Source organism: Hassallia byssoidea VB512170 (assembly GCF_000817785.2).
Classification (GTDB): domain Bacteria; phylum Cyanobacteriota; class Cyanobacteriia; order Cyanobacteriales; family Nostocaceae; genus Hassallia; species Hassallia carrinoi.
Window position 1 is genome coordinate 19,249 of record NZ_JTCM02000022.1, and the last position, 20,560, is coordinate 39,808.

Sequence of the window (20,560 nt, forward strand, 5' to 3'; positions counted from 1 at the left end):
TCTAAATATAGCAGAAAAATTTTGTCATGGCTAGCATTTAACTCAAATATTTTTGCAAAATCAAGGCAAAGAGAAATTTTAGGTAATTAGAGATGAGGGAGTAGGAAATAAAATGTTCACCACTCCCGGCTCATTACTCTCTAGTAGCGGTAATGAAAAGCGTTCATAGATTTACCTTCTTAACCAAAAAGACAGCCAGGAACTACACGCGAGGGGGTAACAAGGCTATTGGATTAACAGCACCCCTGCCTGATGGATGAATTTCAAAGTGGCTGTGTGGACCAGTACTAAAGCCTGTGCTGCCCATTAAAGCAATTGTGTCACCTTGGTGGACTTGTTGACCTGCCTGCACCAGAATTTTGCTGTTGTGACCGTAGCGAGTCATGCTGCCATCGTTATGGCGGATATCGACAACATTGCCGTAGCCACCCCTATTCCAGCCAGCTTTTTCAATTACACCGTCAGCCGATGCGTATATTGGTGTGCCTGTACCATTAGCAACGTCAATACCTTTGTGCGGACGTCCCCAACGCTGCCCAAAGCCAGAGGTTAAGACACCCTTGGCGGGCCAAATATAAGCAGTGGTCATTGTAGACGGAGCGGGCATGGTCGGGTCAATCGCTCTGGGTAAGTATCTATCGACTGCTGCTGTTAAAGGCGGTAAATCTGGAGAAACTGTTCTTCCCCGCATTGCTCCAAGAGATGCAGAAGCATCAACACCAACAGGAGGTGTAGCAATTCTCACACTTGGTCTGTTGCCGCTAGGATTCGACTGACGTGATGTTTGATTAATAAAAAAGAAGTCTGGATTAACTGAGTCGTTGTTCGAGCCAGTCGCACGGAATTGAGGCTGAGGTTGAGCTATATAGTTAGGTGCCATCGGTCTAGGAACGGGGATGGGCACCGCAACATTATTCACTCTAGTAACCGGATTTGACACCGGGAAATTATCTGGTCGAGAAACAGGAATCTGTACCGCAGCTTCGTTGCTTGGGGATTCTGTAGGTACGATTACGTTACCAGTTTCTTGAGCGCGGTATTTCGTCCGCAATCTCTCAATTTCGTCTTGTAAGCTACGCAGGCGCGGATTATTATTTTTTGCCCGTGTTACCTCTGGCGGTTTTTTCGCCAGTTGCACCTGATTCAACTTTTGTGGGATTGGGCTGTCACCACCGATGCCGTAAGCGGGGGCTGTGGTGAGGTCTGTTGTGGGCTTAATCGCAGTTGCTTGAATCTGGTTGTCAGAAATTACTGCTGTCGGGATGGTAACACTGCTGTTGTTAGCCGCGACTGATGGCTGTGAAGGCTCAGAAGGAGTTAAGCCAGCATTAAGCGGGAATGATGGCGTAACAATCTCAGGGGCACTGCCAGACTGCACGGGAGTAACTGGTGCGATTGGCTTGATGGCAGTACTGGGGTTTTCGGCAACCGGAACTGTGAGTTTTTGATTGATTCGCAGTTCGTTGGGATTGTTGAGATTATTATTCTTGATTATTTCTGAGACTGAAGTACCGCGATCGCTTGCTCTTGCTCCTAATGTATCTCCAGGCTTAACTTCGTAAGCTGTTGGAGATGGCGTCAGGCGTGGGTTTGTCGCACCTGTAGGCGCATTTCCTACCTTTGCCTGCTTTAACCTCGATACGAGGCTTGCAACGCTATCACCGGTTGCATTTTTCGATGGCTGTAGTGCAGTGTTATTTGCGTTCAACTGTGGTGTTTTTTCCACCGCAATCGTTGGTGCTACCGAGTTTGTTGCTTGTGATAATTTGGTCTCCTCAGACCGCAACTGGGCCAGACTTCTTCTTAAACGGTTCGATTTTTCTTGTAAGCGATTGATTGCAAAGTCTTGCTGTGCCCTCAGTTGAGAATTAACTGACGAGCTGTTAGCAATCGATGCCGAAACTACTGTTTGTGGTTGGGCATTCAACTTTGATATGCTTTGAGCGCCAGCAATTCCATTGCGATCGCTTTGCTTGTCAGCATAACTCTTGGGTATGCTTTCTTTCTGTGCGACTTGTGGCTGAAAATTGACCGGCTGTTGAATTGTGGTAGTTGTTCTCGCTACCACAGGTGCAGCAAGTTCCAATTTAGCTTGAAGCCCAGGCACTTGTGAAATTGCTGTTGGTTGCACGATCCGAGGACTTTCCGGCACGCTTACTGATGAAACGGCTTGATATTCCAGTTTTGGCGTGGGTGCAAATTTCACCTCGGTGTTAGGAGCAGCAGAAATCGTTGAGGCTGTGTTTTGATTGCCTACAGGAGCTGCTGCTTGGGCTTGGTCGCCTTGCCGAGTCACCAGGAGGCTGGTAGCTCCCATTGAAATTGCCAAACCAATCATGGCGGCTTTTGTCCGTACTTGACGATTAACGTATGGATTAACCACGTTTAGCTGTTCCACTGGGGCATCATCACTGGGGGGATTTTCAAGCACAGCCTTCACTTTCTCCTTTAATGCTCGTTTCAAAGACGACCTCCTATGATCTACTAGCGCTTAACTGACCTCGATCTTTAATTCGGATACTAGTCAATGATCTAGATCACATTGAATCACAGATCAAGATCACACTCACCAGAGATACTTACGCAAGATTATCTTGCTTCTCTGATTTCGACAAGTTCATTACGCGAAGCAGCAAAATTTCAAGTTGCTGTGCTTACTTGTCCGTTCGACTCCTCTACACCTGGGAATATATGCTTTTAGATCGTTGAATGAGTGTCTATCTTGCTTAAAATCGCGCTTTATCATAAGTAAAAATTCGCGCTCGTTCGCCAGATTATGAGCTCAGACTTCAAACAAAAGCGATGCCCCCTACTGTAGATATCTTCTAGATTTCTGCACCCAATCCGCCTTCCCAACACGAGACTTTACGTTGATTCTTCCCTAAAATACAACCGTATAAACTCGCACGCCGTTTTTTGCTGTTCAAATATCACTTTTTTAGCAAAAATAGCTCAAATGCATTAGAAGACAAGCCTCCACCGCTTTTGTTCCCAAAAGCATATAACTTCAAGTTCATGAAAAACTATCATTCAGGTCGGACACCCACTCCAACTTTATATACAAATTTCTTATATAAGCCTACCCAAATTCGTAAGTATTTTTCACTATAATTTGTTCACAAATCTTTTAAAAGTATACTACTTAACATTGTTGTTTAAGAAAAACAAGAATTTTTCCTTAAAAAAATGATTTTCTTGGCAATCTATATAAGTTAGGACTTACGCAAAAATAATTGTGCAGGCACATTATACAGTAGCGGTAATTCATGAATTACCGCTACTTAAGTGTATCTCAAATAAGACTTATGATACTAATTTAAGTATGTTCGCGGCAACCTAGGTAAACATACTTTATCCTTTTTTGGTCGCGCTTACTGTAAATAGCCTAACTGACGACGGGCTTCAAACAGACTCACGGCAACACTTACTGAAAGATTCAAGCTGCGAACATTCTTCTCGAACATAGGAATATGCAGAGTAGCATCGCAAGTAGACAAAACTGTTGACGGTAAGCCAGTAGTTTCACTGCCAAATAACAGCCAGTCCGAAGCTTGAAACTGAAAGTTTGCATAATTAAAACTACCATAAACGCTAAAGCCCAAGCATCTACCACCACGCTGCTGATGTACAACCTCAAACGCTTCTAGAGATTCGTGACAGTGTAGCTTTACATAGGGCCAGTAATCTAAACCTGCCCTTTTTAAATAGCGATCGCTAATTTCAAAGCCCAATGGTCCTACCAAATGTAATTCAGTACCCGTAGCTGCACAAGTACGGGCTATATTACCTGTGTTCGGAGGAATTTGCGGATTAACTAAAACTACCTGAGGCATTTGCGAGCGGATAAATGTATACAAACAAACTATGTATTCCAACTGCCATTTCTACGTATATATCCTCTTTATATATAACTTTTATTAATATTTCTCCAGGAATACCAATGATTAGATATTTAAAACAAAATAATAATCCTCCCAGAGGAATATCTGGGAGTTTTTTTTGCTTTTATGAAGAAATATTAAATTTTATGTAAAGAAGCTGATTTTTTTTCTTTTCAGAGCAATTAATCACTTACTTCCACACAGAAGGTGCAGTCTTAAGTCACTAAAGAGGAACACAATTTGTTTTCTAGTTCAATTTCTCGTTCTCGCGTGGCACGAATAGCCTGGGTCATGACGCAAGTCGTATCAAAACCTACAGAATGCAGTTGCAGCCACTGTTGAGCCTCATTGCCTTCGCGGAGTATTTTTTGTAAGGGCGAAAGGAAACAGCCAAAGCCATGACGTTTGGCGATCGCCGAAACTTCATTACTTAATTCGGCAATCCAATCTCTGGCTAGAATGCTTCTGCCATCAAGCCAATGTATTAGTTGAGCATCGAGGCTAAGAGACGCTGCTGCTGCTTCGTTGCTTGCTGTGAGGGTTATTAATTCTTCAGGTGAGAAGTTGCTTTGGGTAAGCGGATCGAGATGCGGATTTTCTATTATCTGTAATAAACGCGCTTCTAGCAAGGCGGTAATTGCTAGTAAAGCGATCGGATCTGTTACTAAGTCGCAAATTCGCAGTTCTAAGCGATTTAAATCGTAAGGACGGCGATCGCCATTTGGTCGTACCGATACCCACAAATGACGAACATTTTGCATTGTACCTTTCTCTAATTGATTTTCCACCCATTCGATATGATGAGCGTGGCTGGCAAATAACGGCACTTTTTCAGGTGTTTGCGGGAATAAGCCCCAACGGGTGGAGTGATACCCGGTTGCTTTGCCATCGATAAAGGGAGACGAGGCACTTAAAGCTAAATACAAAGGCGCTTCTAAGCGGATAATTCGACATGCCCGCATTAATAATTCCGGGTCGCTGATGCCGACATTGATGTGAACGCTAGCGGTGACGACTTTGGTCCCGTAGGTTTGCTCAATGTAATCGTGGTATGGATTGTTGGGGTCAGAACGATAAAAGCGATCGCTACCACTTAAAGATAAAGTACTTCCGGGAATCAGCGTGTAATTGCCCAATTGTTTGAGGTAATTACGCAGCTGCTGCCTCGGACGCAACAAAGCGCACAATAGCTGCTCATAATTGTCAGATGGTGCGGTTATATATTCCACATTCCGGCTATCTGGCTCCCGCACAAATCCATCTAAAGATGCCACAATTTTGTCGGAGAGTCCGACAATTTCTCCTTGAGGCGTGCCTGTGTACATCTCAATCTCAAAGCCTTTTGATAGCACCACTTTACTTCTCCTCGCCTCTTATAGCTTATAAATTGTATCTAATAATACGATTTTTTACTCAGACGTGATAGTTAATTAACTATTAAGAATCTTCTAAAAATAAATCAAAAACATCTAGGGATCGGTAGACATGTAAATGTTTATATCTCCTCCTTTTGTTAGAGGCGATACTGCTGATAAATCTGACTCTTCGAGTGATGCACTCTTCGAGTGACGCTACACAAGCGACTTCATATCATCAGCGTACCCGCCACCGATAACGCAGGCGACGGGATAACCAGCTGCTACACAAGTAAGGAAAAATCGGCATTTCCCGGCGGAAAATGCCACTATCAGTTAAAGCTAATTTTCCCAAGCCGCCTACATGAGGGTCAACACTAGTATCGTACAGAGGCGAATACTTTCCCTAACTTATGTGCTTGTTAGTGACTATTTATTTTCACTCGTAGGTTTGCGAACCGGAAAAATAAGGGTGTCATAGGTATAGCGATACTTTCTGAAATCCAGAGTGTCTCTTGGTGTGACAATATCATTTGCTGAAAAAACAGGTAGTAAGGATAACGAATCCCCTGGACCCCCATTCGCTGGTGTAGACTCACCTCCGTCCCAAGGCCACATCCGGTCGTTAAGATTCTCTCCATAATGTCCACCTTCTTTTGGATAATAATCGCTACCTTCATGCCCACTTGCCTGCCATTCAGCCCAAAGGCGATCTACATTGGAATGAACTAGCCAAAATACTGGATCGTTGATAGAAGTAGTAAGGTCAGTCATTGTGCCTAGAGCTTCAGGACGACCTACAGCAGGGTCAAAAGTACCTCCACCAACCAAGCTATGAAAATAGTTATGCAAATAGACTCCAGGCGTTTGTTGTCCAGTAGAGCTATCTACTTTGACAAAACCTTCTAAAGCTGGGCGAAAAGCTTCATAGTTGTCAATGGCAAGGACTTGCTCTATATCTTCTTTAGGAACAGGGTAATTATTTGTCGGAGGCACTTGCAGAAAGCGTAAGATTTGATTGCCAAATGTTTCTTTTGATGACGACTTGAAATGTAAGTCTGGGTTCACAGTCCATCCACTAGCTGCTGAAAAAGGACCAGACTGAACAGGTCCGCCTTGAACACTAACCGTCTGGATGTTGGGGTTTGCTTGTTGACCGTCACCAAGCGACATATCAGATCCCCCTTCATTACCTGAACCCGGAAAGTTGAAGTTTGGTTGTTGACCATCACCAAGCGACACAGCAAATCCACCTTCGATAACCGGGATGTTGAGGGTTACTCCTTCACCATTTGGTCCCATAAAATCATCACTAAAGATAACGGACAACGCCTTAGGGTCTGTCCAATCCCAGTAGGGAATCGTTACATTGGGGTTTACTGATTGCAAGGCTTTTTCAAATCGGTATACCAACTCACGATGCCACGGTAGCAATATAGCGCTTTCATGGGCACCATCATGTCCGGCAGCAGGACCTTGGGCATCATCGTACATTAAACCCATTGCTCCCACATGCACTGCAACAAACTGGTCATAGATATTAGTACGGCTACCCTTTGGTACAATATTTTTTAATGCCCGCACAGCATTAACGAATGCCTGTTTCTCTTTTGGGGTAAGGTCAACAACATTCTTTCTAACAATCGCTCCAAAAGCTTTATTTTTCCAAATAAGACGCTTGCTGTTTGCGGGAACAAGAGCAGAATCAGCGTCGGTAGAGGAATGAATTGCATTATGGTAATGAAATGCTGACACGGTATTAGAACCGTTATTGAGCATCGGATTTGATGCTTGCTTATACTCATGATGTTCAACAATATGGGAAAGTGCTGGAGTTCCAAACACGATCGCACAAGCAACCATACCAGCAATAATTGCTGTTTTGATAATTTTCATAATCTACGTTATATATGCCAAAATTTTCTACGTACTCGACTAAAAGCTATGTAGCCTAAGTATATAAATTGACATTAAATTGAGTCGCTCGCAATATAAAATCTGTTGGAAAATCTCTCTATTCTTTCGCAAATAGTGCAAAAGCCGCTTTCTCTCACCGACATTTGTTTTTTGAAAATCGGTTAGAAATTACTTGAGCGGATACTTACTAAAATCCCTTAAAGTCGATACTGCTGGTAAATCTGATTAGCAGCACGATGCACTAAAGAGTGACGCCAAACAAGCGATTTCATATCATCCGCATAACCGCCACCAATAACGCAGGCGACGGGATACCCCGCAGCTACACAGGTACTCAAAACCTGCATTTCCCGGCGGAAAATGCCCGTATCAGTTAAAGCTAATTTTCCTAAGCGATCGCCTACATGCGGATCGACACCAGCATCATATAAAATCAAATCTGGCTTGACATCTGACAATAAATCTGGTAAGTAATTTGCCAAGGTCTGCAAATAAGCATTATCTTCCATTCCTATCGGTAAAGGAACATCAAGATCGCTTTTTTGTTTAGTACCGGGAAAATTGACTTCGCAGTGCATCGAGAAAGTAAAAACACTGTCGTCATCTTGAAAGATAAAAGCGGTGCCGTCACCTTGATGGACATCTAAATCGACAATCAGGATTTTTTTGGCAAGTTTGAGTTGCTGGAGGACGCGACAGGCGATCGCTAAATCATTGAAAATACAAAAACCAGATCCATAACTGGGAAAGGCGTGATGAGTACCACCAGCAGTATTACACGCCAAACCGTGAGTTAGTGCGAGTTTAGCCGTAAGTATTGTACCACCTACCGCCACACAAGTACGATTTACCAGCGCCGGACTCCAAGGTAAACCAATGCGTCGTTGTGCTTTTGGGTCTAGCGTTCCGTTACAGTAAGCTTGAACGTATTCACAGGTGTGAACTAACTCTATTAACTCAGGGTGCCCAGATTCCGGGATGTGGAATTGTTGTAATTGTGCCACACCGTCAGCTAACAGCAGTTGGTATAATTGCCGGAACTTTAACATCGGAAAGCGATGTCCTTCAGGTAGCGGTGCAACGTAATCTGGGTGATAAATAATTGGCAAGTCCATATAATTAAGTTTCAGTTTTAACCGCCCATAATGCCAACTACCTAAACTGTGATAATTGCTCTTTGACTCAGCCAAGTATAATTTAAACTGTAACCAAACACAGTCAAGTAGCAAATAAACCTAAGTGTCGAGAAAATTGGTTATAACGTCACAATTACGGAGGCATTGAATTGAAATTCACAAATTGAAAATCTTCCAGACACAATTCATAATCTTCTTGAAATTGGGATTTGCTTATGTTGATGCAATGGATTCTACCGCTGGGATTTATTTTAGCTGGCTTACTAGCTGGAATAATTGCGGAAAAAATCGTTTTTAATAAATTGAAAACATTTGTCTTTCGCCAACGGCTGCCAGGTAATGAAATATTATTTCGCTCCTTACAACGCATCACCTTTACTTGGTTTGTACTAGGTGGATTTTATGGGGCAATTCGTGCTTATCGCAGCTTAATACCAGATATTGCCGACGTATTGCAAACAATCCTGACAATTGTTTTTTTGTATTCAATTACGTTAGTTATTGCCCGACTGATTGCTGGTTTTGTTAGATTATATAGTCGGAGAACACAAGGAGTTTCTGCATCACTACTTTCTAACCTTGCCACAACTACCATTTTAATTTTAGGAACATTAATCATATTACAAACGATTGGCGTTCAAATTACACCGATACTTACCACTTTAGGAATTGGTGGTTTAGCAGTTGGTTTGGCACTTCAAGATACACTTGCAAATTTATTTTCCGGTGTTTATTTAATTATTTCTAAGCAAGTTAGAACCGGAGACTATGTAAAATTAGAAGATAAACACGAAGGATATATTACAGATATTACATGGCGCAATACTACGATAAAAGAGCTTTCAAATAATGTGATAATTGTCCCTAATTCTAAACTTGCCTCGGCGATTTTTACTAATTACCATCTACCAGTTAAGGAAATTACATTAACGATTAATGTTGGTGTAGATTACGAGAGCGACCTTGAGCAAGTTGAAAGAGTAACTGTAGAAGTTGCAAAAAAAGTAATGCAAGAAGTTTCACCCGACTTAGTAGAAAACGAACCGTTTATCAGATTTCATACTTTTGGAGATTCAAGTATTGATTTTACGGTATTTATGCGGGTGAACGAATTCTTTGACCAACGCATTGCTAAACACAAATTTATTAAGCAATTGCATAAAAAGTATCAGGAAGAAGGCATTAAAATTCCCTTTCCGATTAGAGAAGTTTATACACAAGCTAATCAAACAAAAAATGGTAACGGAGTGTTAACAGGGGAATAATATCCTGTTCGGCAAATCACACATATTGTATTGTAAAGACGTTCCGGCGGAACGTCTCTACTGCATGATATGATATAAAACCTGTAAAAAAAAGGTAAAAGGTAATAAATTTTACCCTTTACCTTTTGTCTTTGTCTTGTCAGCCTCTACGACAAACGAGTCGTATTACTTTTTACCGCCTGGAGTTCGTCCCCCTTCGTCGTTGCTACCACCATGCGGATGAGAATTACCTGGGTCGCAGCCCTCAGCACCATTGCCGATTCCTTGGTTACAATGTTGACGAGGTTTTTTGCCCTCAACTTCAGCACGTTCCTCAACTTGCGGTTGTTCTTTTTGTCCCACAGCATACTGCGAGGATATATCTGCAACATCACCGGTGCTAACTAATGCTTTATATAGCAATGCAGAGACTTCTGCTCTCGTTGCTACCTTTTCAGCATTGATAGACTCGATATTTGGATAATTGACTACGATACCTCGTTGGGTTAGTGCAGCGATCGCCTGCCTAACATCACTACGAATGCTGCTAGCATCGGTGTAAGCTGCTAAAATCGTATCCGTGGAACCACTGAAAGTATAGTTGAGTCCGCGTGCGATTGAAAGCAAAATTTCCAGGCGAGAAAGGTTAGCGGTAGGGTTAAACTGATTGCCAGAAGACGTTAAAAAGCCAGTTGCATAAGCTTCGCGAATCGCATTGTAAGCCCAATATTTACTAGAAACATCATTAAATTTAATGGCATTGCGGATTTTTACCTTTTCAAAGGCTTGACTAATCATCGCCGCAAATTGAGCGCGAGTCACTTGTTCATCTGGACGGAAAGTCCCATCAGGAAAACCTTCGAGAACTTCCATCGCTGCTAACTCAGCAATAAAATCTTTTGCCCAATAATTTGTCGGTACGTCAGAAAACTTGACTTGGATACCGTTAGCTACTCCTACCTCTCGATATTCCATCATCATCTGCGCGAGGTCAAAGTTAGAGTTATCGCTAACATCATTCACCTGTACCAAACTGCCAGGAGCAACTTTTAAAGCCGCTGCTAAACTGGAACTAAAGGCACTCATTGATTGACGCACGACAGCAAACTCACCTTTGGTAAATGTTGCGGGATAAACGCTATTTGCTGCAATCGATAAACCTTGTGCTTGAAATTGGCTAACTTTGATTGTTCGAGAACTGCTGAGGAAGCTGACACTTTGATTATTCACTTGGGTGAAATAATCATAAGTAATAGTACCCGCGTCAATTATGCCGTTCATGTCTGCATCAACACCGTAGACAGTGCGAACAACTTTGTATTCTGTTGGGTTTGACGACAAAATCAGGTTAACCGTTGTGTTTGCCGATAAAGCTTCAAATTCACTGTAGCCAATAAAGCGATTTTGGGTATCGTACAAGCGTATAACAATGCGATCGCCTGCTTTGAATCCATTAACAAATTTCGCCTTTTGTTTAATCTTGCATTTGTAATCACCCAAAAATCGCTCTTTTAAGTAACCTTTGCCACGTTTGGGCTTGATGGATATGCGAGTAATTACTTCCGAAAAGTTACCAGATGGTTGCCAAATCGCAAGGCTAAAACCTTTTGTTTTTGCCTTCACAGAAGAAACACTAGCAGCGCTAACTTGAGTACTGCGTCGTACAGTCATAGTTTGAGTGCGTCGCTGGACAGTAGTACGACTGCTAGTTTGTGCAGTCGTAGAAGTCTGCCGCATCATCGTAGCAGTCACAGCTTGAGTTGATTTTTCATCCAGCTTGGCGACTTTTCCCGATTCGTCAGTGCGATACACCCACATTTGCTGTTCATTGGCAACAACTACTTGCCAACCTGGAACTATAGAAGAAGTGCAAATTGCATCTGATTCTAAACCCAAACAGCCATTTGACCAACTTTGCTTTTGCGCCTTAACAACGCGCAAGGCAGACATTTCTACTTCTGCACGCTGGGATATGTCTTGTAAAACCGCTGATTTGACAGATAAAGGCAAATCCTCTGCTTCGTCGCTTGCCACAAGTTGTTGACTTGGGGAATTATTCAGTGTTTGTTCGGTGGTGGTAGAGAACCCTGAAGCAGCATAAGCCATTGGCGAAGTTATTGCCAGGTAAGCAGCAGCAAAAAAGACTTTGCCAAAATGAGTTAAGTAACTATGATTAAAGTTTGTCATCTCACAACCCCACCAACCGGGTAAAAAGTTTAATGGGAAGAAATCTTCCCTCAGCTATTAATCCCGTGGGAGGTGAGAAACTAACATTTAAACAAATACTTTAGGAAACTTAACAAAACTGTACTTTCTCAGGAGATAGAACAGTCACTTTTGCTGCTAAGTAAAAACTAGGAACTTGAATAAATCGGTGCCAGTCGTCAAAATAAGTCATAGAATTTTATATTTTTCAGAGCAACTCTCATGCAATACCTTCCTGGGATAGGGCTTTTAGGTGCTACTTTGTCAGTGTCTATGATGGTTATTCCGACGTTAGCTGCTCCTATTGTTGATGCCACTTCACATACACACTATTTGAGTCAGGCTCAACCCAACACTCAACCAAAAAGAATACAGAGTATCCATATTGCGGTCATCGGTGAAGTGCAGCGTCCTGGAGGTTATTTTCTTGGCGTTGCAACCCAAACCGATGGGAGTTCTGTGTCGAAACAGCAGTTACCTACTGTAATTCGAGCCATTCAGATAGCTGGAGGGATAACAGTTCATGCGGATGTTCGGCAGGTTCAAGTTCGCCGACGAATTAATAATAGTTCAGAACCAACTATTATCAACGTAAATATCTATAAGTACTTGTCAGAAGGAGATTTGAGCCAGGATATAAGCTTGCAAGAAGGCGATGCTGTTGTAGTAATGCACGCCGAATCATGATTGCGCTAATCTAAATTGATAAAGCGATCGCTCTATTATCGAGTAGATGTTTGTGCGCGATCGCTCTATTATTCACACAACCAAATGCCTAACTTCCTCCACACTTAAGCTCAGAGCAGCTGCAATCTGTTCTATACTCAATCCCAATTCCAACAATCGAGGTATTGCATCTCGTCGCGCTTGTTCTGCTTGCTGTCGTGCTTGTTCTGCTGTTCTCAGGTTTAGGTTTTATATTGTTTACGAGTCAGAAAGACCCTTAAACGAACCCCCATATTTCAATAACCTCGGTAGGTGCATTGTCCGTATTTATTTATCTTTACATAGTTTGGTTTTTTCACGCCGACTTACTTACTGTTTGGAAACTGACGCTTTACTACGCGCTCATTAGGGATCTACGGTATATAACAACCAGGGCTATTGCCTGCAAATTTGTCACAACTGACTAATGAGTCAGAAAGATTTTTTAGCTCTATAAACCGATAACCACAAAATAACATTTCTATGACTGAAGTCATCATCAGAATCATAAAAATCAGTTTAAGAATTTTAGCTGAATTATTTACACGAAACATACACAACGAAATAGAACTAGACAATAACTCACATATAAAGCTGATAATAGACAAAAGTCTCGTAGCATCTAATACATCTAAATCTACGACATATGGATCAAGAGAACCACCAATGTCAGTATAGGGATATAAAAAGCTCTTGATGTTAATCAAAAAGAATATGAAGAAGTAGGAAACCAGCTTCAGCACTAGAACAATCACAATGATGATAATTTCGCCAAGTTCTATGGAGCGTCCGGTTGGATTCATAACTCGATTTGAAATTACCTGTTGGCTATAATCTCTTGCCCACGTTTATATCATGAAACATCTTACAAAAGTAGCTTTTGCACTCTTATAAATAAAGATTAGAGGATAAAGAAAATTTCAATCTCTTCAATCCCTATCCTTTCCCATTTTTGTTAGCTTCTGCACTCGACTAATGCAATTGATTTAGCGATCGCTCTATTATTCACAGAACCAAGTGCCTAACTTCCTCCACACCTAAGCTCAGAGCGGCTGCAATCTGCTCCACACTCAATCCCAATTCCAACAATCGAGGTATTGCATCTCGTCGCGCTTGTTCTGCTTGTTGTCGCGCTTGTTCCGTTTCTTGATAACTCAAGAGTTTCTTTCCAGTACGGGGATCGTAGAAGCGCAATTCTCCGTCAATTAGCCGTAAATCTAAACTTAATTGTTCGCTGTGAATTGACAAAACCCCATCAGGTAAATCATTTGGGGAAATTACTTGATATTTGCCCTCAACCAAACGCGAACCCTTGAGTTGTGGTGTCAGATAATCCCCAGTCGGGTCATACTGAAAGTATTCTTGCACGCCCAAAGCCGCATACTTCAGAGGTTTTTCGGTTTCGTCATTTTCTTGAGTAGCTGCGGAAGTGATTTCTAAAACAAAATTAGGGACTTTACCTGCTTCTTGCCAAACTTTGTAACTCAGACGCTTTTTCTTCTCTACCCCAAACACCACAAACACATCGGGAGCAATTACCGCACTTGGGACACCCTTTTTGTAATAAATGAACAGATTCCCTGATACATAAACATCATCTCGGTCTTGGAAATAAATGTTTAGGGCTTCAACACCATAAATCAGATAATCGCGTGCTGAGTCGCTCTCCGCCATCGGTTTACCGTCAGAGATGGGGTAGATAGAGTAGGTAATCTCTGTCTTGAGTTGGTTGGCAGAAACAGTCATAGGGCAAATATTTCAACTCAATTGGAATTAATTCAAAAATAGCATTTTGTTGTTAACCGATATACGTCAGAGAATATTACTATTAATTTAAGAAACACTTTACAAATATTAATAATGACTCTAATTAACCAGCTAACAACAGCGACCTTTGAAAAACTCTTCTGGACTTGGAAGGGCTATAAAATTCAGTATACCGTCATGGGTACAGGTCGCCCGCTCGTCCTGATTCATGGCTTTGGTGCTTCGATTGGACATTGGCGGAAAAATATCCCGGTTTTAGCAGCAGCAGGGTATCAAGTATTTGCGATTGATTTGTTGGGTTTCGGTGGTTCTGATAAGCCCCCGTTGAATTACACCTTAGAAGTATGGGTGGAATTAGTTAAGGATTTTTGCACAGCGCATATTAGCGAACCTGCGGTATTTATCGGTAACTCTATCGGCGCACTTTTAAGCTTGATGGTGGTGGCAGAACATCCGGAAATTGCCGCTGGTGGTATTTTGATTAACTCTGCGGGTGGTTTGAGTCATCGTCCTCATGAATTGAACCCACCGTTACGCATTGTCATGTCAACGTTTAACAGATTAGTGGGTCATCCAATTTCAGGCAAATTTGTTTTTAATCGCATCCGTCAAAAGGAACAAATTCGCCGGACATTATATCAAGTTTATCGCGATCGCCAAGCCGTGACTGATGAATTAGTCGATTTACTTTACGCTCCCTCTTGCGATCCGGGAGCGCAACAAGTTTTCGCTTCTATCCTCACAGCACCTCCAGGTCCATCTCCTGCGGTACTCTTACCCAAAGTCAAGCGTCCCTTGTTGGTAATTTGGGGTGCAGATGATCCTTGGACACCAATCACCGGGGCAAAGATTTACGAGGAGGCACGTAAGAATGGCAAAGAAATCAAAATCGTTCCTATTCCTAACGCCGGTCATTGTCCCCACGATGAAGTACCTGATTTGGTAAATCCGCAAATTGTCGAGTGGCTTCTTCAGCTTCACTCTTTGGGCGATCGCATTAGTTTTGAGTAGTTGTAAAAGTTCGTAGTAAAAGCTTTAGTTTTTGAAGTTGAGCGATAAATCGCTCACTACGAACTCCTCAAAATTAATGAAATTTCTTTAGTTGCCGACAATTACAGTACCTGCTGACTACAGTGTTTTTAATAACATATTGAGAAAATATTAAAATTTAAGTAATGTGCTATCAGTAATTCATCGCAAGTTGGGTGTAGTAAACTGCATCTAGGTAGAAAGCCCGTGTTCATTAGATGATAGCATCGTGAAGAAAATTCTGATTTTGTCGGCAAATCCCACGAATACAAATCAGCTGCGTCTGGATGAGGAAGTACGAGAAATTGAGGCAGGGTTGGAACGCTCCAGAAGCCGAGATCGATTTCAAATCATCTGCAAATGGGCAGTGCGTTCTAACGATTTGCGGCGTGCTTTGTTGGATCACAAACCTGAGATAGTCCACTTTAGCGGACATGGAGCGGGAAGTCAAGGTTTAGCTTTGGAGAATAACTCAGGACAAATGCAACTGGTGAAAACTGAAACACTAGCAGGGCTATTTGAGTTATTTGACAGTATAGAATGTGTCTTGTTAAATGCTTGCTATAGTGAGGCACAAGCTCAAGCGATTTACCAACACGTTGATTACGTGATTGGGATGAATCGAGCAATAGGCGATCGCGCTGCAATTGAATTTGCTGTAGGGTTTTATGACGCGCTTGGTGCTGATAGATCCTATGAAGATGCTTATAAATTTGGTTGTCTGAACATTGATTTAGAAGGCATTCCCGAATCTTCTACCCCAGTACTCAAAAGCAAAAACAATCAAAAAATTACTCCACAGCAACAGCCGAACCAAGATTCAAAGGTGCAAAATTCACCCTCAAATCGGGAAGCTGTTCGAGTGCCAAAGCCTAAGCCAGAAGAGATTATATATAAGTCGGCATCTCCTTTAGAACAACCAGATGGGCAAATACCTTTAGATTCTGCTTATTATATCGATCGCCCGCCGATTGAAACAGATTGTTATGAAGCTATTGTCAAATCGGGTGCGCTGATTCGTGTCAAAGCACCCCGACAAATGGGCAAAAGTTCGTTAATGACGCGAATCCTCGACCACGCAAGCAAACAAAGCTATAAAACTGCTTTTGTGAACTTTCAGTCAGTGGATGGAGAATTGCTCGGCGATTTGGATCTATTTTTACAATGGTTTGCTGCGAGTATTACCGATGCGCTCTCATTACCAGAGAAGCTGGAGGAACATTGGAAAGGCGTTTTGGGTAGTAAGAATAAATGTACAAATTACTTTCAGAGATATTTATTACCTTCTATTGACACCCCGGTAGCTTTGGGTTTGGATGAAGTCGATGAGGTGTTCAAACATCCGGCGATCGCTAATGATTTTTTTGGACTATTACGAGCTTGGCATGAACGGGCAAAAAACGATCCTGTCTGGAAAAAGCTCAGGTTAATAATTGTGCATTCTCAAGAAGTTTACATCCCGCTGAATATTAATCAATCGCCTTTTAATGTCGGATTGCCGATTGAATTGCCAGACTTGAGTCAAGCACAGGTGCAAGAACTAACGCAACGACATGGACTTAATTGGACTGGAGAACAAGTTGAGCAATTGATGACGCTTGTAGGTGGTCATCCTTACTTAACGCGGGTAGCTTTGTATCAAATTGCACGAGGGAGGATGACGTTAGAAAAACTTCAGCAAATCGCTCCGACAGAGGAAGGACCCTACAGCGACCATTTGCGCCGCCATTTGCTGAATTTGCAGGAAAATGCTCAATTACTAGCCGCATTCAAGGAAGTGCTATCGGTAGATTGTCCTGTAGATGTGGGAACAGCAGAAGCTTTTAAACTTCGCAGTATGGGGTTAGTGAAATTTCAGGGGAACGAGGTGATGCCATTGTGTGAATTGTATTGTGAATATTTTGGCGATCGCTTGGGAATTAAAAATTAACACCGCAACCGTCGTAGAGACGTTCCATCGGAACGTCTCTACAATATGTTTCCCAACTAGGGACATGATATTACTTAAAATAAAAGCCACAGACACATGGTTCAAATTATTCAGGCAAAAGATATCACCATTATCCAGTCGATCAATTAATAAATGGTAAACCCTCAAGCGATCGCAGCCTACGAATATCAAGTTGGGGGCAGTCTCCCGACTGATGCCCAAACCTATGTCAAACGCCAAGCTGACGAAGACCTTTACGAAGCGTTGAAGGCGGGTGATTTTTGTTACGTTCTCAACTCGCGCCAGATGGGTAAATCTAGCTTGCGGGTGCAGACAATGCAGCGGTTGCAGGATGAAGGGTTTGCCTGTGCGGTGATTGATATTACATCTATTGGCACATCTGATATTACCCCGGAGCAATGGTATGCCGGGGTGATTGATAGTATAGTTGGCAGTTTCAATATTTATACAAGCTTTGATTTAGACGAGTGGTGGACTGAGAACGCTTTGCTGCCTTTTGTACAGCGTTTGGGCAAGTTTATTGAGACAGTTTTGCTCAACACAATTACCGAGAATATTGTCATCTTTATTGATGAAATTGACAGTATCCTCAGCCTTCCCTTTAAGACAGATGATTTTTTTGCCATCATCCGCGATTGTTATAACCGTCGCGCAGAAAAGAGCGCGTACAACCGCCTGACTTTTGCTTTATTGGGAGTTTCTACCCCTGCCGATTTGATTCAAGATAAGCGCCGGACACCTTTTAATATTGGTCGGGCAATTGATTTAACTGGGTTTCAGCTTGAGGAAGCACAACCTTTAGCACAGGGACTCGCGGTGGTGGGTGAACCGCAAACGTTGATGAAAGCGGTGCTTGACTGGACGGGTGGACAGCCGTTTTTAACGCAAAAAGTTTGTAAATTAGTACTGCAAGCAGCCGTGGGGGAGAAGGGGAGAGGGGGAGAGGGGGGAAGTAGAGACGCGATTAATCGCGTCTGTACAAAAGAGGGAGAGGCAGAGCAATCTAAAATCCCAAATCCCCAAGCTTTTGTCGAGTCTGTGGTGAGAGAGCGGATTATCGTCAATTGGGAAGCGCAGGATGAACCAGAACATCTGAGAACGATTCGCGACAGAATTATGCACAGTGGCGAACAGCGAACTGGGCGCTTACTGGGGCTGTGTCAGCAAATTGTGACCTCTCCCCCAGCCCCTCCCCTGCAAGGGGAGGGGAGAAATGATGCTCCCCCTTCCCTACAAGGGAAGCAGGCTGGGGGGTTAGGTCAAAATCTCGGCGAAGGAGAGATATTAGCCGATGACAGTCCCGAACAAACAGAACTGCGGCTGACGGGGTTGGTAGTAAAACGGGATGGCAAGCTGCGAATTTATAATCGCATTTACGCCGAGGTATTTAATCAAGAATGGTGTGAAAAAATACTTGCAAAACTGCGTCCCTACTCTGATGCATTAAATGCTTGGGTTGCTTCTGATTATCAAGATGAGTCGCGCTTGTTGCGGGGACAAGCTTTGCAGGATGCTCAAAGTTGGGCTGCGGGTAAAAGCTTGGCTGATTTGGATTATCAGTTTTTTACTGCTAGCCAGAATTTAGATAAGCGGGATTTTCAGAAGCGACTGGAAGCAGAAGAACAAGCAAAGCAGATTTTAGCAGAAGCAAATCGCAAAGCTAATCAACGGATTTGCATCGGTTCTGTGGTCTTAGGGGTGACTTTGGTGGGGGCAGTGGCTGCGGGGATATTTGCTCAACAAGCAGAAACAGCCCGTCAAAATGCCCTAAAGGGTACGCAACTGGAGCGAGACGGAGCGTATGCGTTGCGACAGTTTGATTCAAACGAAATCGACGGGCTGGTGTCAGCAATGCGGGCTTCTAAAGAATTGAAACCTTTGGTTAAAGATAAACAATCTTTGGCAGATTATCCGGCTTACAGTCCTTTATTTAGCTTGCAGATGATTTTGCCGAAGATTCGCGAACAAAATCGCCTGGAAGGGCATAGGAATTCTGTCAATAGCGTTAGTTTCAGCCCGGATGGCAAAATTCTAGCTTCTGCTAGTGATGACAAGACCATCAAACTATGGAATGTTGACACGGGTAAAGAAATTACTACCCTCAACGGGCATACTGAAGAAGTCAATAGCGCTAGTTTCAGCCCGGATGGCAAAATTCTAGCTTCTGCTAGTGCTGACAAGACCATCAAACTGTGGAATGTTGACACGGGTAAACAAATTACTGCCCTCAAGGGGCATAATAATTCGGTCAAGAGCGTTACTTTCAGCTCAAATGGCAAAATTCTAGCTTCTGCTAGTGCTGATAAGACCATCAAACTGTGGAATGTTGACACGAAAAAAGAAATTACTACCCTTAAGGGGCATAGTAGTTCGGTCAATAGCGCTAGTTTCAGCCCGGATGGCAAAATTCTAGCTTCTGCTAGTGATGACTACACCATCAAACTGTGGAATGTTGACACGGGTAAAGAAATTACTACCCTCAAGGGGCATACAGAAGAAGTCAATACCGCTAGTTTCAGCCCGGATGGGAAAACTCTAGCTTCTGCAAGTCTTGACAAAACCATCAAACTGTGGAATGTTGACACGGGTAAAGAAATTACTACCCTCAACCGGCATAATAATGGAGTCAGGAGCGTTACTTTCAACCCGGATGGGAAAACTCTAGCTTCTGCTAATTGGGACAACACCATCAAACTGTGGAATGTTGACACGAAAAAAGAAATTACTACCCTCAACGGGCATAATAATGGGGTCATTAGCGCTACTTTCAGCCCGGATGGGAAAACTCTAGCTTCTGCTAGTGCTGACAAGACCATCAAACTGTGGAATGTTGACACGAAAAAAGAAATTACTATTCTCAAGGGGCATGGTGAAGGGGTCTATAGCGCTAGTTTCAGCCCCGATGGAAAAACTCTAGCTTCTGCTAGTTGGGACAAGACCATCAAATTGTGGAATGTTGACAGGGCTAAAGAAATTACTACCCTCAACGGGCATAGTAATGCGGTCAATAACGTTACTTTCAGTCCGGATGGGAAAACTCTAGCTTCTGCTAGTGCTGACAAGACCATCAAACTGTGGAATGTTGACACGAAAAAAGAAATTACTACCCTCAACGGGCATAGTAGTGCGGTTTGGAGCGTTACTTTCAGCCCGGATGGGAAAACTCTAGCTTCTGCTAGTGCTGACAACACCATCAAACTTTGGAATGTTGACACGGGTAAAGAAATTACTACCCTCAACGGGCATAGTGAAGGAGTCAGGAGCGTTACTTTTAGCCCGGATGGGAAAACTCTAGCTTCTGCTAGTGATGACTACACCATCAAACTGTGGAATGTTGATACGAAAAAAGAAATTACTACCCTTAAGGGGG

The 20,560-nt window shown here is 42.8% G+C and carries 13 protein-coding genes and 1 pseudogene; 5 read left to right on the forward strand and 9 right to left on the reverse strand.

The features are described 5' to 3' along the window. Positions 1 to 202 precede the first annotated feature (202 nt). The 6 genes and pseudogenes from PI95_RS12480 to PI95_RS12505 form a co-directional block, all read right to left on the reverse strand. Positions 203 to 2,464: a peptidoglycan DD-metalloendopeptidase family protein gene (locus tag PI95_RS12480; RefSeq protein WP_039741911.1), complete on the reverse strand. Its 2,262-nt coding sequence runs from the start codon at positions 2,462 to 2,464 to the stop codon at positions 203 to 205. 907 nt (positions 2,465 to 3,371) lie between these two features. Then, positions 3,372 to 3,833: a tRNA (cytidine(34)-2'-O)-methyltransferase gene (locus PI95_RS12485; RefSeq protein WP_039741916.1), complete on the reverse strand. Its 462-nt coding sequence runs from the start codon at positions 3,831 to 3,833 to the stop codon at positions 3,372 to 3,374. A 263-nt stretch (positions 3,834 to 4,096) separates the two neighbouring features. After that, a complete protein-coding gene (gene gshA, locus PI95_RS12490) occupies positions 4,097 to 5,236 on the reverse strand; it encodes a glutamate--cysteine ligase (protein WP_039741919.1) in 1,140 nt (379 codons plus the stop codon). A 216-nt stretch (positions 5,237 to 5,452) separates the two neighbouring features. Then, positions 5,453 to 5,624: pseudogene (locus PI95_RS35895) on the reverse strand (histone deacetylase); the annotation flags it as partial. Between the two features lie 41 nt (positions 5,625 to 5,665). Further along, complete coding sequence (locus tag PI95_RS12500; protein WP_052324852.1) at positions 5,666 to 7,132, reverse strand: tyrosinase family protein; 1,467 nt, start codon at positions 7,130 to 7,132, stop codon at positions 5,666 to 5,668. Between the two features lie 218 nt (positions 7,133 to 7,350). After that, positions 7,351 to 8,268, reverse strand: coding sequence for a histone deacetylase family protein (locus PI95_RS12505; RefSeq protein ID WP_039741923.1), 918 nt, complete (start codon positions 8,266 to 8,268; stop codon positions 7,351 to 7,353). Positions 8,269 to 8,507: 239 nt separating this feature from the next. On the opposite strand from PI95_RS12505, the gene PI95_RS12510 reads away from it, so the two are divergent. Beyond that, the gene (locus tag PI95_RS12510) at positions 8,508 to 9,554 is read left to right on the forward strand and encodes a mechanosensitive ion channel family protein (RefSeq protein WP_039743888.1); all 1,047 of its coding nucleotides are present in this window, start codon (positions 8,508 to 8,510) and stop codon (positions 9,552 to 9,554) included. A 165-nt stretch (positions 9,555 to 9,719) separates the two neighbouring features. Here PI95_RS12510 and PI95_RS12515 read toward each other — a convergent pair whose 3' ends face one another. Beyond that, complete coding sequence (locus PI95_RS12515) at positions 9,720 to 11,720, reverse strand: S-layer homology domain-containing protein (protein WP_039741925.1); 2,001 nt, start codon at positions 11,718 to 11,720, stop codon at positions 9,720 to 9,722. A gap of 240 nt (positions 11,721 to 11,960) precedes the next feature. Between PI95_RS12515 and PI95_RS12520 the strand changes: the two genes are divergently transcribed. Further along, a complete protein-coding gene (locus PI95_RS12520) occupies positions 11,961 to 12,425 on the forward strand; it encodes a polysaccharide biosynthesis/export family protein (RefSeq protein WP_039741927.1) in 465 nt (154 codons plus the stop codon). 392 nt (positions 12,426 to 12,817) lie between these two features. Here the strand turns inward: PI95_RS12520 and PI95_RS12525 are convergent, their stop codons facing one another. Both PI95_RS12525 and PI95_RS12530 read right to left on the reverse strand, forming a co-directional pair. Then, complete coding sequence (locus PI95_RS12525) at positions 12,818 to 13,246, reverse strand: hypothetical protein (protein WP_039741930.1); 429 nt, start codon at positions 13,244 to 13,246, stop codon at positions 12,818 to 12,820. Between the two features lie 202 nt (positions 13,247 to 13,448). Continuing rightward, positions 13,449 to 14,189: a Uma2 family endonuclease gene (locus PI95_RS12530; protein ID WP_039741932.1), complete on the reverse strand. Its 741-nt coding sequence runs from the start codon at positions 14,187 to 14,189 to the stop codon at positions 13,449 to 13,451. 114 nt (positions 14,190 to 14,303) lie between these two features. Here PI95_RS12530 and PI95_RS12535 point away from each other — a divergent pair, with 114 nt between their 5' ends. The 3 genes from PI95_RS12535 to PI95_RS12545 all read left to right on the forward strand — a co-directional run. Beyond that, positions 14,304 to 15,221, forward strand: a complete 918-nt coding sequence (locus PI95_RS12535) for an alpha/beta fold hydrolase (protein WP_039741935.1) — start codon at positions 14,304 to 14,306, stop codon at positions 15,219 to 15,221. Positions 15,222 to 15,468: 247 nt separating this feature from the next. Further along, a complete protein-coding gene (locus tag PI95_RS12540) occupies positions 15,469 to 17,169 on the forward strand; it encodes an AAA-like domain-containing protein (protein ID WP_039741938.1) in 1,701 nt (566 codons plus the stop codon). 153 nt (positions 17,170 to 17,322) lie between these two features. After that, the coding region (locus PI95_RS12545) for a WD40 domain-containing protein (protein ID WP_201280421.1) at positions 17,323 to 20,560 on the forward strand (3,238 nt) is incomplete at its 3' end.

Coding starts and splice junctions, on each gene's coding strand:
- PI95_RS12520 (WP_039741927.1), top strand. CDS start 11,961: ATGCAATACCTTCCTGGGATAGGGCTTTTAGGTGCTACTTTGTCAGTG.
- PI95_RS12535 (WP_039741935.1), top strand. CDS start 14,304: ATGACTCTAATTAACCAGCTAACAACAGCGACCTTTGAAAAACTCTTC.
- PI95_RS12525 (WP_039741930.1), bottom strand. CDS start 13,246: ATGAATCCAACCGGACGCTCCATAGAACTTGGCGAAATTATCATCATT.
- PI95_RS12515 (WP_039741925.1), bottom strand. CDS start 11,720: ATGACAAACTTTAATCATAGTTACTTAACTCATTTTGGCAAAGTCTTT.
- PI95_RS12505 (WP_039741923.1), bottom strand. CDS start 8,268: ATGGACTTGCCAATTATTTATCACCCAGATTACGTTGCACCGCTACCT.
- PI95_RS12485 (WP_039741916.1), bottom strand. CDS start 3,833: ATGCCTCAGGTAGTTTTAGTTAATCCGCAAATTCCTCCGAACACAGGT.
- PI95_RS12530 (WP_039741932.1), bottom strand. CDS start 14,189: ATGACTGTTTCTGCCAACCAACTCAAGACAGAGATTACCTACTCTATC.
- PI95_RS12500 (WP_052324852.1), bottom strand. CDS start 7,132: ATGAAAATTATCAAAACAGCAATTATTGCTGGTATGGTTGCTTGTGCG.